At 56.9% G+C, this 14,882-nt stretch carries 12 protein-coding genes; 7 read left to right on the forward strand and 5 right to left on the reverse strand.

Features of this window, described 5'->3' with window-relative positions:
- Positions 1-42 precede the first annotated feature (42 nt).
- Both ACVWY8_RS05780 and ACVWY8_RS05785 read right to left on the reverse strand, forming a co-directional pair.
- Positions 43-1,032, reverse strand: a complete 990-nt coding sequence (locus tag ACVWY8_RS05780; protein WP_457393476.1) for a photosynthesis system II assembly factor Ycf48 — start codon at positions 1,030-1,032, stop codon at positions 43-45.
- A gap of 8 nt (positions 1,033-1,040) precedes the next feature.
- Positions 1,041-1,346, reverse strand: a complete 306-nt coding sequence (locus tag ACVWY8_RS05785) for a rubredoxin (protein WP_049749648.1) — start codon at positions 1,344-1,346, stop codon at positions 1,041-1,043.
- Positions 1,347-1,669: 323 nt separating this feature from the next.
- Here ACVWY8_RS05785 and ACVWY8_RS05790 point away from each other — a divergent pair, with 323 nt between their 5' ends.
- Both ACVWY8_RS05790 and tpiA read left to right on the forward strand, forming a co-directional pair.
- Positions 1,670-2,080 carry an FHA domain-containing protein gene (locus ACVWY8_RS05790; protein WP_414352045.1) on the forward strand — a complete coding sequence of 137 codons (411 nt, stop codon included), beginning with the start codon at positions 1,670-1,672 and terminating at the stop codon, positions 2,078-2,080.
- 226 nt (positions 2,081-2,306) lie between these two features.
- Positions 2,307-3,059 (forward strand): triose-phosphate isomerase, encoded by a 753-nt coding sequence (gene tpiA / locus ACVWY8_RS05795; protein WP_011433738.1) that lies wholly within the window; start codon positions 2,307-2,309, stop codon positions 3,057-3,059.
- 4 nt (positions 3,060-3,063) lie between these two features.
- Here the strand turns inward: tpiA and treY are convergent, their stop codons facing one another.
- Positions 3,064-5,865 carry a malto-oligosyltrehalose synthase gene (gene treY / locus ACVWY8_RS05800; protein WP_457393478.1) on the reverse strand — a complete coding sequence of 934 codons (2,802 nt, stop codon included), beginning with the start codon at positions 5,863-5,865 and terminating at the stop codon, positions 3,064-3,066.
- 175 nt (positions 5,866-6,040) lie between these two features.
- On the opposite strand from treY, the gene ACVWY8_RS05805 reads away from it, so the two are divergent.
- The 3 genes from ACVWY8_RS05805 (at position 6,041) to ACVWY8_RS05815 (ending at position 8,765) form a co-directional block, all read left to right on the forward strand.
- Positions 6,041-6,709, forward strand: a complete 669-nt coding sequence (locus ACVWY8_RS05805; protein ID WP_457393480.1) for a hypothetical protein — start codon at positions 6,041-6,043, stop codon at positions 6,707-6,709.
- Between the two features lie 34 nt (positions 6,710-6,743).
- Positions 6,744-7,613 carry a M48 family metallopeptidase gene (locus ACVWY8_RS05810; RefSeq protein WP_011433741.1) on the forward strand — a complete coding sequence of 290 codons (870 nt, stop codon included), beginning with the start codon at positions 6,744-6,746 and terminating at the stop codon, positions 7,611-7,613.
- A gap of 240 nt (positions 7,614-7,853) precedes the next feature.
- On the forward strand, positions 7,854-8,765 hold the full coding sequence (locus ACVWY8_RS05815) for a carbohydrate kinase family protein (RefSeq protein ID WP_457393482.1): 912 nt from the start codon (positions 7,854-7,856) through the stop codon (positions 8,763-8,765).
- 20 nt (positions 8,766-8,785) lie between these two features.
- Here ACVWY8_RS05815 and ACVWY8_RS05820 read toward each other — a convergent pair whose 3' ends face one another.
- Both ACVWY8_RS05820 and ACVWY8_RS05825 read right to left on the reverse strand, forming a co-directional pair.
- A complete protein-coding gene (locus tag ACVWY8_RS05820; protein WP_414374844.1) occupies positions 8,786-10,510 on the reverse strand; it encodes an ABC transporter ATP-binding protein in 1,725 nt (574 codons plus the stop codon).
- A gap of 36 nt (positions 10,511-10,546) precedes the next feature.
- Entirely contained in the window at positions 10,547-12,586 is a 2,040-nt protein-coding gene (locus ACVWY8_RS05825; protein ID WP_457393484.1) for a diguanylate cyclase domain-containing protein, read from the reverse strand.
- Between the two features lie 675 nt (positions 12,587-13,261).
- Between ACVWY8_RS05825 and ACVWY8_RS05830 the strand changes: the two genes are divergently transcribed.
- Positions 13,262-13,621, forward strand: coding sequence for a hypothetical protein (locus ACVWY8_RS05830; RefSeq protein WP_011433745.1), 360 nt, complete (start codon positions 13,262-13,264; stop codon positions 13,619-13,621).
- 249 nt (positions 13,622-13,870) lie between these two features.
- Positions 13,871-14,791, forward strand: coding sequence for an L-lactate dehydrogenase (locus tag ACVWY8_RS05835; protein ID WP_414352177.1), 921 nt, complete (start codon positions 13,871-13,873; stop codon positions 14,789-14,791).
- Positions 14,792-14,882: the final 91 nt, after the last annotated feature.

The raw sequence follows: 14,882 nt of genomic DNA on the forward strand, positions 1-14,882 counted from the left end.
TGTGCCGATTAGGGATCCCTAAGATCTGATCTAGATCTATCTTCAGGAGTTGTTGGAGCTGACATAGCGCAAGAGGGTGCCCCGTTGCCCCAGAATAAACCCTTGCTCGGGGCCGAAAAACTCAATGCTGTAGAAGTTGGCGGGGATGTTGCTGAGTTTCTTGGCCTGTTCCCAGGTTTTGCCACCATCAGGGCTGTGGATCAGGGTAGCGCCACCCCCCACCACCCACAGGTCGTGGTCGTTCTGGTAGGCGGCATTGAGGTAGCCAAAGCTGAGGGCCCGCCCTGGACGCAGCGGTGACGACCACTGGCCGGAGGTGAAGTCATCGGTGAAGGCAATCTCCGCCCCTTGGTTCAATTTCCAAGCGCTGCCGTGGGGGCCAAAGCCCATGTTTTGAATGCGGCGGGAGCTTTCTCGCGGATAGGGCTTCCAGGCGCGGCTTTCTGGGGTGTACAGAAAGTAGAAGCTGCCCCGCGACGACACCGCCAGATATTCGCCTTCAGGGCCGCGGGCAATGTTTTTGATGGCCCCAATCGGCTCATCCACTTGGGCATGCCAGGTCTGACCGCCATCTTCGGTGCGGTAGATGGCCCCCACATTGGTCACCATTTCGGCGGCGCCAGGGCCCAGAGCCTGGATCAAGAGCGGCTCCCCTGGCAGTTGGTTGTTGAGGCGGATGGAAGTCCAGTCGGATCCCTCGTTCAGGGTGTGGAGGAGGATCTTCGGCTGCCCGGCCACCCAGCCTTCTGCCCCAGCAAAGCTAATGGAGGCCAGGTAGGCTTCCGGCTCCAGACCCGGCAGCTCCCGCACCTGCCAGTGCAGACCCCCATCGCGGGATTCCAGCAGCGTCGCCTTGTCTCCCACCAACCAGCCATGGGAAGGGGTGGTGCCGGTGAAGGCAATGTCCAGCAGAATGTTCTGGGTGGGCACTTCCACCTGCTCCCAGGGCACCACCCGCATGTTGGGCATCCGCGCCGCCATCAGCAGCACCGAGACAGCAACCAGCAGCACCAGCCTCAGGGGTTTGAACATCTTGACCCTCACTCGACGAAATAAAAACTCATCAAAAATAAAAATCCCAGCGCCAGTCCCAAGAAGATCAGCAGGTTCTTTTGAGCAGGGGTCATCACGTTCACCCCCAGGCCGTAGCGCAAGTTCTCTTGAAAACCGGAAGGCTTGCCCTTGGCGCCCACTGCTTGGAACGAGCGCTTACCGGCTCGGCACACCGGACATTTCCAATCGGCTGGCAATTCCTCAAACGGTACGCCCGCCGGGATCCGATTGAGCTGATCCCCCTTGGCCGGTTCGTAAACATAGCCACAAGAACGACATTCGTAGCGCTGCATCCGCAGGGGATCGCTGAGCTGCGCATCGGTTTCATCTTCCGGCAACTCAATGAGCCTCGGTGTCTTGGGAGAACGGGGTTGAACACCGGGATCCGGTTGCGAGCCATTCATGGTCAGGGAGCCATCCGCATCGTCGATCCTATTATGAGAGGAATTGTTACAAAAATCTACTCAGACCCTTTCTTGTTGCTCAGGGGGATCCCGCACCAGCCTGGGATGCCGACCTGAAGAGACTTATCCGGTGGACACAGGGATCCACCAGGGGGATCCTATGTTATGTTTTGGCTATCCTGCCCTCAGTGTTGTGCAAGCGGGTGCCTTTCATGACCACGCCCCCTCGCCGACCAGCCCTCAATCACGTGCTGATCGTCAAGGATCGTCATGGGCCAAAAGCCTACTGGTTGACGGCTGAGCTCTACTCCTTAGGCCGGGATCCACGCAACAGCATTCGCATCGACTCCCAGTACGCCTCTCGCTACCACGCCATTTTGGTCAAAACAGAATCCCCCTCTTCTCCCGATGGGTTCACTTACCAAATCATCGACGGAGACATTCAGGGCACCCCCAGCACCAACGGCCTTTACGTGCGTGGGCAACGGGTGGAATTTCGGGATCTTGAGGACGGGGACGAGATTCAGTTTGGCAACGATGCCACTGCTACCTACTCGGTGCAAAACAAGGATCTGGATGAAATCCTGGCTACTTTTGAAAACACCCAGATCGTTGAGCTCTGAGAGGCTGCTTTCCCTGTTGAGTTTTGGCCTGTGGGGGATCCCCCTGTCCCCACGTGGGTTGAGGGGTTAACCGGCGCTCGGAGAAGGGATCCCGTCGCCGTATTTCTGGGATCGCTTGCTGGTAAACTGTGTCATACGAAAAAACAAAGCTGGGATCCCTGCTGTTTTATTGGGCTTTCTGCTTGCGGGATCCCTTCCTTCTGTTGTCTCTAAGGGAGGATCCATCTTGCGCCCCATCCTCATTGCCGGCAACTGGAAAATGCACAAGACTCAGGCTGAGGCTCGCGAGTTTCTGCGAGAGTTGGGCCTGGCTTTACGGTCATCGCCGTCAGGGTCAGCATCCCAGCGGCAGATCATCCTATGTGTGCCCTTTACAGACCTGGCGGTGGTGGCAGAGCAAAGCCGCGGATCCGACATAGCCGTGGGAGCACAAAACCTACATTGGGAGGATCAGGGAGCTTTTACCGGGGAAATTTCCGGCCCCATGCTGGCGGAATTGGGGGTGCGCTATGTCATCGTCGGCCACAGCGAACGGCGGCAGTACTTCGGCGAGACGGACGAAACCGTCAATCGGCGTCTGGCAGCCGCCCAGCGGCACGGCCTTACCCCCATCCTCTGTGTGGGAGAAAGCCAGCAGCAGCGGGAGCAAGGCTTGACCGAGTCTTGGATTGTGGGGCAGTTGGATCGCGCCTTGCAAGGGATCGATCTGGAGAACTTGGTGATTGCCTATGAGCCCATTTGGGCCATCGGCACCGGCCAGACTTGTGCAGCTCAAGAGGCCAACCGGGTCATCGGCTTGATCCGGCAACACCTGGGCAATGCCCAACTGCCCATTTTGTATGGCGGCTCGGTGAAGGCCGGCAACATCGATGAGCTGATGGCCCAGCCTGAGATCGACGGCGTGTTGGTGGGAGGGGCCAGCCTAGACCCCCAAGAGTTTGCCCGCATCGTCAACTTTCAGGCCCTAGCTCCCGCCTAGGCCGCTAGCGGGATTGTCCCCACAGCAGGGCTACCGGGAAGGATTTCAAGACAACGCCCACCGGCAAGGTTTCGCCGGCAGGGATCCTTTCCTGGGTTAGCCCGTTCACCCAGTCCAGCCGCTTCCAACGCGGCAGATGAATTTCGGTATCTGCCCAAACGGATTCTCCCAGAGGATCTTGGGTTTCGTCGATCAACTTTGTCAGGAAACGCGGCACCGCCGTGAGCAATACCTGCTTACTGTGCTGACGGGCAAAAGCCACAACATGGTCAGCATGGGATCCGCTGATTTGCAGAGGAATGTAGCTGCCCTCGAGAAACAATTGGGGCTGTTCCTGGCGGGCCTTGAGCACATGATGAATCAGAAACAGCTTAATGCGTCCGTCGCTGCGGTGTAGTAGCAAATCCGCAATGAGTTGGAGAGGATCCTGTTTAACCCGCCGCTGAATTTCTTCCAAATAGGCGAGGCGACGGGAAAAATCCACAGGCCGACGATTGTCGGGATCCACCATGCTCAAATCCCACAGCTCCGTGCCTTGGTAAATATCCGGGATCCCAGGGCTGGTCAGTTTGATCAGCGTCTGCGAGAGGGAATTAAAAATGCCAAAGTGGGCAACTTTCCGTTGGAAAGGCAAAAAGGACTCCAAAAAGGGGTTAGGACCTTGAAGGATCCGTTCGATAAAGGCGGTAGTGGCTTCTTCGTACTCGGTATCGGGGCGAAGCCAAGCGGTGTGGACCTTAGCTTCCCGCACTGCTTTGATGGCATAATCTTTGACCCGCTGTACGAACTGGGGCACCTCTTCCGGTTGGAAGGGATAGGAGCCGAGCAAAGTTTGGTAGAGCAAATACTCGTCATTGCGATCCGGCAGTTCTGAGCGCTTGGCTTGTTTGCTGCGGACTTTGTAGCCGAGGTTCAGTTCATGCCAAAGGTTGATGTGCTTTTCCCACTCGGCGGGGATTTCAGAAAGCACATTCAGCCGGGCCCGCACATCTTCGCCACGCTTGGTGTCGTGGGTGGCAGAAGCATTCATGGACAGAGGCCACCGAGCTGCCCGCTCTTGATTAAAGCGGTGAAACTCTTGCACCGAAAGGCCAAAGCGACAGGGATCCCCGCCGACTTCATTGAGAGATAAAAGGCGGTTGTACACATAAAAAGCAGTATCTTCTACCCCTTTGGCCATGAGAGGGCCAGCCAACTGCTGCAAGCGCATGGCAAAATAGATCTGCTCATTTTTCTCCTGGTCTGATAAATTGTCCAGAGACTCCAGGCAGAGAAAGCGCTGAATAAAATTCAGCTCATTCACCAAAACGGGCAGGTTCTCCTTGGCCTTCTCCACAGCTTGACGAACCACCTGTTGACCTTCTGGACTGAGGATCCCTTCGTGGATATAGACGCGGTAGACCGGAAAGCACACCAAAACTTCTACCAAAGCTCGACGTAAACTGTAGAGGGTAAAGTCATTGGCATAGCGATGGTGGCTGGTGATCTGTTTGAGCAAAAAAGCAAGGTTATCCATATCTCCTGACAGGTTGCGCTCGATGATCAAGCGTTTTTTATCTTCGATAACCTGCTCTGGGGAATGCCGTAGATTTGTGAAATTTTGATAGAGAGAGTCAAAAGCCTCTGCATTTTCTTCTTGACAAAAGATGCCGTTGAGCTTAGCTAAAAAATCATAGCCCGTTGTGCCTTGAACCGGCCAGCTTTGGGGCAGACTTTCATTGGCCTCTAGTATTTTCTCTACCACGATGTAAAGATTTGGGCAGCGTTCCCGCAGGCGATGGAGATACTCTTCGGGATTGAACAACCCATCGATATGATCGATGCGCAAACCACTAAAACGCCCCTGTTCTGCAAGCTTAAAGATAAGCTGATGGGTTTTGCGAAACACTTCGCGATCTTCTACCCGCAGCGAGATCAGCTCGTTAATGGTAAAGAAACGACGATAATTGATCTCCTCAGCACCCACCTTCCAGAAGGAAAGGCGGAAATGTTGCCGCGCCAGAAGACTATCCAGCAGGTCAAAGCTTGACGGATCCCCTGGCTTGCCGTTAAAAATGGCAATGTTCTCGTCAAAAAAGCTCTGGATAGGTTGGCTAGACGTGTAGAGTTCCCACAAAGAATGCTTGGCAAAGCTAATTTGATCGGTGCGCTCTAGGAGATCTTCCTTGCTGGGAATGAATTTCAGGCTGAAGAGGATCCCGAGCAACTTGACGTAGTCGGGATGGCTGCGTCCCAATTTTCGCCGCAGCTTGCTCAGGTTGTAGGTAAAAACATCCGCATAGGTGTCAATATTGAGGGGGAACCTCAAGTTGTAGTAGTTAATACTTAGGCCATCGGCATCATAACGAAGCTGGATTTGACCCGACTCCAAACATTTGTCGTAGAAATCTCCCAAGAAAGGGGCTAAGATTCTGCCCTTGATCCCCAGGTAAGAGTGATTCCAATTCACATCAAAGTAGTCAACAAAATCTGAGTTGGGGCCACTCTCCAGAACGTCCATGAGCATCTGGTTTTGGCCATCGTAGGCCATGTGATTGGGCACAATGTCCTGGATCCAGCCTATTCCCTGCTGATTGAGGGCTTCCCACAAGAGCTCAAACTTTTCGCTTCCCCCCAGTTCCTGGTTAATTTGCCTGGGATCCACCACGTCGTAGCCGTGGGTGCTGCCTTTGCGGGCTTGGAAGATGGGAGAGGCATACAAGTCACTGATGCCCAGCAACTTCAGGTAGGGAACAATCTGTCGTGCTGCGTCGAAGTCAAACCCAGCATGAAACTGAATGCGATAGGTGGAAGTCGGGATCCGCATGATGACCTTAGAACAATGACAAAGAAGCCGAGCTTGTCAACGGCATAGGGTCAAGAGAACAGATGTATCTAGGGTAGCGGCTAAGATCAAGGAGTCCTGCAGGGGAGAGGCGAGGTTAGTGAACTTGTCAAGGCCACAGAGGAGCGCTTCACCCCCGGTAAGGGGGCCGGCAAGGATGGCGAGGTGGGCAGGGATCCTGCTCGTGGGTGGGCTGATGGGGAGTTGGCGGAGTGAGGCAACCTGGGCAGAAAGCGAGTTTCGGGTGGGGAGTGAGCTGGTTTTGACCCTGCGCACCCCCGATGCCCCCGCTCGCCTCCGTCTGCTGAAGCAACGGTTGGAAGAGATTTTGCTACAGGCCAGCAGCCCTCAGGTGCAGGTCAGTCTGGATATCCCCAGTCCCAATCCCTCGACGACCGGCAGCGGGGATCCCCCAGCTCAAGCCGCTCGGATTCTTTTGAACCAGCAACTGCTGTTGGAGGTAACTCCAGCCGATGCAGAGGCTCATGCTGCTCCCCAACCGGCAGATCTGGCAAGGATCTGGGCGGATCGCCTGCAAACGGTGTTCAACCAGGAATCCAGTCGGCAGCAACTGTTTTTGGGATTGGGGCTGCCCCCGCACTTGACCTGGCAAGGGCGACTCTATCGCCGCGCTGAGCGTGCTGCCGCCGATACTGGGCGCTTTGTTACCGATGGCACTCGCATTCAAGATCATGGGGTCTATTGGGAGATCCCCTCTGGAGAAAACCCGTTTGATTTTACTGACAAGCCGACCCTGCCGGATTCGCCGCCGGAGCGGCTATTTTTGTTGAATCGCCACCGCCAGTTTGTGCCCTACGAGTTGTAACCGAAGTCCTTTCTCCCTCTGTTGTCTATTGTCTATGTCGTCCATTCAACGAGAACCTCGCATTCTGTTGGGCCTGCGGGCCGACCAATTTCGTCATCCCGTGGATCTGCAAGCCACCCGCTCTCTGCAGCAAGTGCCGGGGCTGGGCCTGCTGATTCAAAATTGGCTTGGCTCAACGGCAGGACAGATATTTTATCTGGACAACATTGCTTCTAGTATCCAAATTAACGAGCATCAGTTGCCGGAAATTCATCAGCTTTTGGTGCAGGCCTGTCGCATCTTGGATCTGGAGGTGCCCCAGCTCTACGTGCGGCAGAACCCCACGCCCAATGCTTACACCTTTGCCATGCAGGGGAAAAAGCCCTTCATTGTCTTGCACAGCTCTCTGCTGGATCTGTTGGAGCCGCCGGAAATTCAGGCCGTGATCGCTCATGAGTTGGGCCACTTGAAGTGCAATCACGGGGTCTACTTGACGATGGCCAACATTCTCATGCTCTCCACCAGCTTGCTCCCCTTCGGGGGGTTGTTTTATCAGGCGTTGCAGGATCAACTGATGCACTGGCTGCGGTGTGCCGAGTTTACCTGTGACCGGGCGGCGCTGTTGGTAGCCCAAGATGCCAAGACGGTGATCTCGGTGTTGATGAAATTGTGTGGGGGATCCCCGCAATTGGCCTCCAAGCTGAACGTGGACGCCTTTTTGGAGCAGGCCCGTACTTACGACGAGCTGGACGGGGATCTGTGGCAGATGGAGCTGAAGCAGATGCAAACGGTGGGGCGCACCCATCCGCTGCCGGTGCTGCGGGCCAGAGAAATCGAGCGTTGGTTCCGCAGCAACACCTATCAGCAGATCCTGGAGCTCCAGGGATTGGGCTCCGCACCGCGGACGTCAACGGCTGCTTCGTAAACTACCCGACTCCGACCGCTAAAGCAGTACAGAGCGGGCTTTTAGTAGCCCTGCAGTTGGCAAGCCAACCACGAGCCCCTGGGGTGGTTTACAGCACCCCCAATCGACCGTTACCAGTGCCTTAAACAACCGTTTCTGGTGTCCGCAGTACAATTATAACCATGGAGGCGGACTTTCCTCTCGACACTGATCCTACCGGTACAGCACGGGGCTCCTGCGATTTCTAGCTGAGTGCTCAAGATGGATCCCTCTCATGTGCCCCTGGGTTTGCCGCTCATCTTGGGGGAGGTGCTTTTCGACTGCTTCCCCACAGAGATTGTGCTGGGCGGAGCAGCTTTGAATGTGGCTTGGAACCTCAAGGGGCTGGGATCCGATCCCCTCTTGCTCAGTCGTGTTGGCCAAGACGAGGCCGCCAGAGAGCTGCTGGGGGCCTTGCGACGGCAGGGGCTGCGCCTGGAGGGTCTGCAGCAGGATTCTGTTCACCCCACCGGCAAGGTTCAAGTAACCCTGGATGAGCAAGGGATCCCCACCTTCGCCATCTTGCCCGACCAAGCCTACGACTACATCCAGTTGGATATCGGGGCTCTGCAAGCTCTCCAGCCCAGCCTGCTCTACCGGGGCAGCTTGGCAGCCCGCCGGGAGGCAGCCCATCGCCACTTTCAAGAGGGGATCCCCGCCTTGGGCTGTCCCGTGTTTCTGGATCTCAACCTGCGGGATCCCTGGTGGCATCCAGACGCCATCCGGGAGATGCTGCGCACCTGCACTTGGCTGAAGCTGAACCAGGCAGAGCTGGAGCAAGTGGCCCAACTGGAAGGGATCCCTCCTGGAGACCTGCTGGAGCAAGGACAGATCCTCCAGGCTCATCTGAACCTGAAAGGTCTATTTCTGACCTTGGGAGCGGCAGGCGCGCTGCTGATCACCCCTACTCAGATCCATCGGGCCGACCCAGTGCCCGCGCCTCAGCTGGTGGATACAGTGGGGGCGGGAGATGCATTTAGCGCCGTGGCCATCCTGGGGCTGTTGCGGGGATGGCCGGAGGCGATTCTGGTGCAACGAGCCGTGCAATTTGCGGCGGCCATCTGCGGGATCCCGGGGGGAGCGCCTGCGGATCCGGAGTTTTACCGGCCCTTCCGGCAGGCGTGGGGGATCTAGGAGATCCAGAGGCCAAGGGTTCAATGAAACTGGCGCAGGTGAAACTGGGCGTAGCGACCCCCTTTGCCCAGCAATTCTCGGTGATTTCCCTGCTCCAGCAATTGCCCCTGCTCCAAGACGAAAATGCGGTGGGCGGTGCGCACTGTCGAGAGGCGGTGGGCAATCACAAAAACGGTGCAGCGTTGCATCAGCCGTTGCAGCGCTTCCTGCACCAACGCTTCTGACTCGTTGTCCAAAGCCGAGGTAGCCTCGTCCAGGATCAAGATCTTGGGGTTGAGGAGCACGGCGCGGGCAATGGCCAGCCGTTGCCGTTGTCCACCGGAGAGGGTGACCCCCCGTTCTCCCACGCGGGTGGCGTAGCCATCGGGCAAGCTCTCGATAAAGGTGTCGATGTTGGCCACCTGGGCCGCCTGGCGTACCGCTTCCAGGTCAAAATGCTCTTGTCCGTAGGCGATGTTGCTGGCAATGGTTCCCGAAAACAGGGTGATCTCCTGCGGCACAATGCCGATCTGCCGGCGCAGGCTCTTGAGGGTGACGGTGCGGATGTCGATGCCGTCGATGCGGATGCAGCCCTGCTGGGGATCGTAAAAGCGGGGAATCAGGCTCACCAGGGTGGATTTGCCGGCGCCGGAGGATCCCACCAGGGCCACAATCTCGCCGGGAGACACCTGAAAGCTGATCTGTTTGAGCACCGGCTGATCCGGTTTGTAGGCAAAGGAAACTTGGTCGAACTCCACCCAACCCTGAATGGGAGGCATGGGGCGGGCCCCGGGCAGCTCCCGGATTTGGGAGCGGGTGTTTAGCAGCTCGAAAATCCGCTCCACCGAAGCCTCACCCTGTTTCAGCTCGCTGTAGTTGTTGGTGATATGAACAATAGGGTCGATCAACATCGCAACACCGGCGATAAAGCCGAGAAACTGGCTGCCGGTCAGGTTGCCCTGGCTAATTTGCCAGCCGCCCACCCAAAACACCCCCAACACGCTCATGGCGTACAGAAAACCCACCACCGGGTCTTGGATGGCTCTCATCTGTTCGGTCTGAAACCGGGCCAGGCGGTTGCTTTCGGCAATGGCACTGAAGCGGCGAATTTCGTAGTCCTCAGCCGCAAAGGCGCGAGTGAGGCTGATGCCGGCAAACACTTCAGTCAAGAGGGCGGCCAAATCCGACATCTTCTCTTGGTTGAGGCGGGAGCGAAACAAAAGGCGATCCCCAAACCAACTGATCAAGGCTCCCATCAGGGGGGCTATCAGCAAGGTGGTCAAGGTGAGAATGCCGTTGAGATAGAACAGGTAGGCCACCACCGCCAAGATGGTGAGCACGCTGGGGATGAAGCGATGGAAAAATCGTTGCACCACCTCTCCCACCCGATCCAGATCCCCCGTAAGGCGATAGACCAGATCGCCGGTGCGGCTGCCGGAAAAATAGTCCACATCCAGTGCCTGCAGGTGGGCATAAATCTGTTGGCGCAATTCCAAAACCATTTGCAAGGAGGCCCTCGCCATCAGGGTGTCTTGGCCATACTGAAAAGCGCCGCGCACCAAGAAAAACACCACCCCAATCAAGGCCAGCATCCGCAATTGCCCCAGATCCCCGGCACCAATGGAGCGGGCCACCCACTCGATCAAGTAGGCGAGGGCGGGCATGGTTAGCACAAAGCCAAGGGTGCAGGTCAGCCCCAGCAACAACATCCACAGGTGGGGCCGGATAAAAGGAATGAGACGGCGATAGCTGCGACCTGGATGCACAAATCACAAACCAGAAGGGCCTCTGACCCAACCAGCTTACAGGATAGCGTTGCGAACTGCTGCCGGGATCCCTGAAACTGGCCGATAGAGTCGAAAGCCGCTGCGGCCATTTTCCTTGACCTGGTAGAGGGCCAAGTCGGCATGGTGCAAAAGGGTGGACACTTCTACGCCGTCTTGGGGGTAGAGGGCGACGCCGATGCTGCAGGTCACGGAAAGGGAATGGCCCTCGCAGGAGAAGGGAGTTTGAAAGGCATCGACAATCCGCTGAGCCAGACGCGCTGCCACTGTGGGGCTGCCAATTCGGGGCAGCAGCAGGGTGAACTCATCCCCTCCCCAGCGGGCGACGATATCTCCAGGGCGAACGCACTTGGTTAGCCGTTCGGCTACCCCCTGCAACAGGGCATCGCCGACACTGTGGCCGAAGGTATCGTTAATGTCTTTGAAGTGATCCAAATCCACAAAGAAGAGGGCCAGTGATTCACTGTAGTATTGCTGCAGGGCCTGCTGCAGCCGCTCTCGAAAGCCTTCGCGGTTCACCAAACCTGTCAGGGCATCATGATGAGCGCGAAACTCCATGTAGGCTAAGCTCTGCTTTTGGGCGGTGATGTCTTCGCAGATGCCTTCATAGCCGAGGAGATTTCCGGCTTTATCTTTAACCAAACGGGCCTTTTCTCGGACCCAGATGATCGAGCCATCCCGCCGCCGCAGCCGGTACTCAAAGCCGCGTACGGATCCCTGCTCCTGCAATAGCCGCACAAATTCCTCCCACTGGCTGGGATCCACATAGAGCTGCCGCTTGCCCGCCTCTTTCGCTTCGCGCATCAATTCTTCGGGGGAGCTGTAGCCGCAGATCTGGGCCAGCATCGGGTTGGCGGAGAGATACCGACCTGCCGCATCGGTGAAAAAAATGCCCTCTACCGCATTCTCGAAAAAATTGCGATAGCGCTCCTCAGCCTGGCGCAGCTCCTCTTCCACTTGCCGACGCTCCGAGATCTCGAGGGCCAGAGACACCAAATCCGCCAGGGATCCGGCGAAGTTTTGCTCTTCTAAGGTCCAGTGGCGAGGGGAGCCAATGTGCTCGTGGCAGAGAACACCCACCATCCGTCCTTCCAGTCGAATGGGGGCATCCAGCATCGAGACCACTCCCATTGCTGTCAGGTAGGAATTGCCGAACTCGGCGGTGCGGGGATCCGCCACCACTCGGTCGGCGGCAATGGTGCGCTCTTGCTCCAGGGCTTGAAAATAACGGGGATAGTCTTTGGCCCAGATCTCCGCCCCTTGAGTATGGGATCCCTTGGGGTTGTCCGGGGTAATTTCAAACTGATTGATGCAGCGAATACTGCAGCGCTCCGACGTGTAGAGCCAGACCCCCACCCGTGCCACCCCCAGGGTATGGGCGGCTGTAGTACAAATCTGTTGCAGAGCAGCTTGTAAGTCTCCTTGGCTGAGGGCTTTGTGCCGGGTGAGCTCCATCAGAGCCCGGTTGTGCTCCAACAGTTGCTTTTGGCTGCGCTGTAGCTGCCACTCCACTTGCTTGCGTGCTGTGATGTCCTGACAGGAGCCGACAATAAGGACTCCGTCCCGCTTACGCGAACGGCTGATTGGCTTGTTCTCCTCAACTACTGGAGAAAGGGTAACGATTAGAACATGGGTCGACTCTGGGTCGGGAGCGGCAGAGGCCGTTAGGCTCAGCTCAAAGCTCACTTGCCGGCCATGGCTGAGGCAGTGTTCGGTGTGCAGTTGAATCTGCGCAGCCAGAGAAGGCGGTAGACAACTCTGGAGCTCTTCTCCCTCGATAGGTCGAGAGGAGAGAAAAAACATCCTGCAAAAAGCCGGGTTACCCACCAAAAACCGACAGCGCGGTTGAGGTGAGCCTCTTTCTGGCTCCGGGGGCAGACACTCAAGGACAAACAACCCATCGCTGACGCTCTCGAACATGGTGCGCAGCACAGCCCGTCCCCGAGCCTGTACCGGGCGCCCACGGTACATGACCTGGGGATTCCACAGATCGGCCCGCGTCAGCGCATCATAAACGCTGCCAGCCTGGTCTGGCCCAGCAGTCCCCCTTTCAACCATAGGCTAGGAACACCCAGTAGACGCTCGGGCAACGGGGAGGGCAAGCCGAAAAAAACAGCTATGAATTCACGCTGTCTCTGCCATTCTACGGTCATCCTATGGAATTGTTGGGGGAGTTTGTGTGTCTCTCGATACAAAAGATCCCCGGGCTGGCACGGGCTTTTGGGTGCTCCGGAGGGGATATTCTTTGAAGCAACTCTTGAGGTTAATTAAAAGAATTATTAAAAAGCCTGTCCTGCCGACGTGAAGGGCTATGCGTCGCCGTTTTCAAGGTTAAACCGCTTCTGGCTCCCGAACTTGTTCTACCCGTACATCGACACGCTTGGGAAGGAACCAGGCTCCTATTAGTTAGAACTGCTCTCATTAGAAAGAACCTCAGCTAGCCCTGGAAAAGGGATCCCTGCCAGACCCAGGATGGCTAATTCCGCGGGCGTGGGATCCCCGATGCATCCAAGGCAAGAGAGGAAGACTGATGGATACAACTCCACCACTCAACCGAGTAACAGCATAGCTCTATTGAGATTAACTTTCAATAGCGTGCCGGCAAAGTAGGGATCCTCTTTGATAAAGACTTGCATTAAGCTTGAGGAGTCTGGTAGAGTGCTTACCCAAGTAGCAATTGCTAAAGATTTGCAGTTAAGTCTTCTCAGGAGAACAAGCTGCGGAGTGGCAAGCATGGCATGGCAACAGGTTCAGGCGGGGGTGTGGTGTAGGCAGTTGGGGCAATTGGCGCCTCAGTGGTGGTTGGGCTGGAGTCTGGAGCAGGGCTTTCGGCTCTACCGCAAAGAAGTTTCCTCTGCTCTGCCTTCTCTCTCTGCTTTGAGGATTCGCTACCAAGAGCGAGATGGCTGGCTGGACGTGTTTCTGGGAGAAGCGGAGCAATGTAACCGACGACGGCGCAGCCTTTTGGATCCGGCAGCGCGGGTAGCCTTGCACTACATGCCGGAAGATTTAGCTCAGATTCAGTCCCTAAAGTGTCCTCACGAGCGCATTCCTCCGCAGCTTTGGCAGCGGCTAACCCAGCAGCCGGGTTGAGGACTGTTGAAGGTTAGAGGGCTATTTATTGTTTTTATTGTTTCAGATGGATCCAGTCCGCTGCGGCAACCGATCCTGCCTCTTCTCGCCTTTCCAGTTCTTCTGGAGAGCGGTAGCCTGTTTTTTTCTTCCTCTAGGCAGGCTTAAGCTGGAGAACGAAGAGTAGCGGCTGCAGCCATGACTGTTTCTAAGCACCAACCCAAGCAGCGCTCCCAGCAGCAGGTCGAGGGGCTGACTTCTCGCCGCCTTTTGAAGGGATCCATCATCGGAGCTGGGCAGGTGGGCATGGCCTGTGCCTACGCGATGGTGATCCAAAATACCCTGGATGAGCTGGTGATCCACGACATCGCCCGCGACAAGTTGGAAGGGGAAGTGATGGATTTGGTGCACGGGATCCCCTTTGTGGAGCCGACACGGATACGGGCAGGGGAGCTGGCGGATTGTGCCGGATCAGACGTGGTGATTTTGACGGCAGGGGCTAAGCAGCGGCCTGGAGAAACCCGTTTGGATTTGGTGCAGCGCAACGTCGAGATCTTCAAAGGCTTGATCCCGGCCTTGATGGCGCATTGCCCTGACACACTCCTTTTGGTGGTGAGCAATCCCGTTGACATCATGACTTACGTTTCCCTGAAGTTGTCGGGGTTGCCGGCAGGGCAGGTAATTGGGTCGGGGACGGTTTTGGACACAGCCCGCTTTCGCTATCTTTTGGCGGAGCGCCTGGGGGTGGATCCGCGTAGCCTGCACGCCTACATCATCGGCGAACATGGAGATAGCGAGGTGGCCGTTTGGAGCAAGGTGAACATCGCCGGCACCCCGATTGGGGAACTCTCGCCGGACTGGGATCCCGCCTATTTGGGGGATATCTTCGAGCAGGTGCGCAACGCTGCCTACGAGATCATCCGTCGCAAAGGGGCCACCAGCTACGCCATCGGGTTAGGGGTGACGCAAATTGTCCAAGCCCTGCTGCGGGATCAACACCGCGTTTTGACGGTGAGCAGCCTCACCCAAGGGGAGTACGATCTGCCAGAGGTCTGTCTCAGCTTGCCCAGAGTGGTCGGGCGGCAGGGGGTGGAACGCACGCTGGCCATGTCCCTCACCGAGAGCGAGCGCAAGCAGCTGCACCGCTCGGCCCAGATCTTGCGGCAAGTCATCGACAGCATCCGGTGGTAGCCTAGATCTCCTGGACTTTTGTCGCTCCCCTCCAAGCTGGGGGATCCCTTGGTCAGTGGGCGAGGGCCGCAGCTGGCGGCAGGAGGTGGTC

The organism is Thermostichus sp. OS-CIW-32 (genome assembly GCF_054060415.1).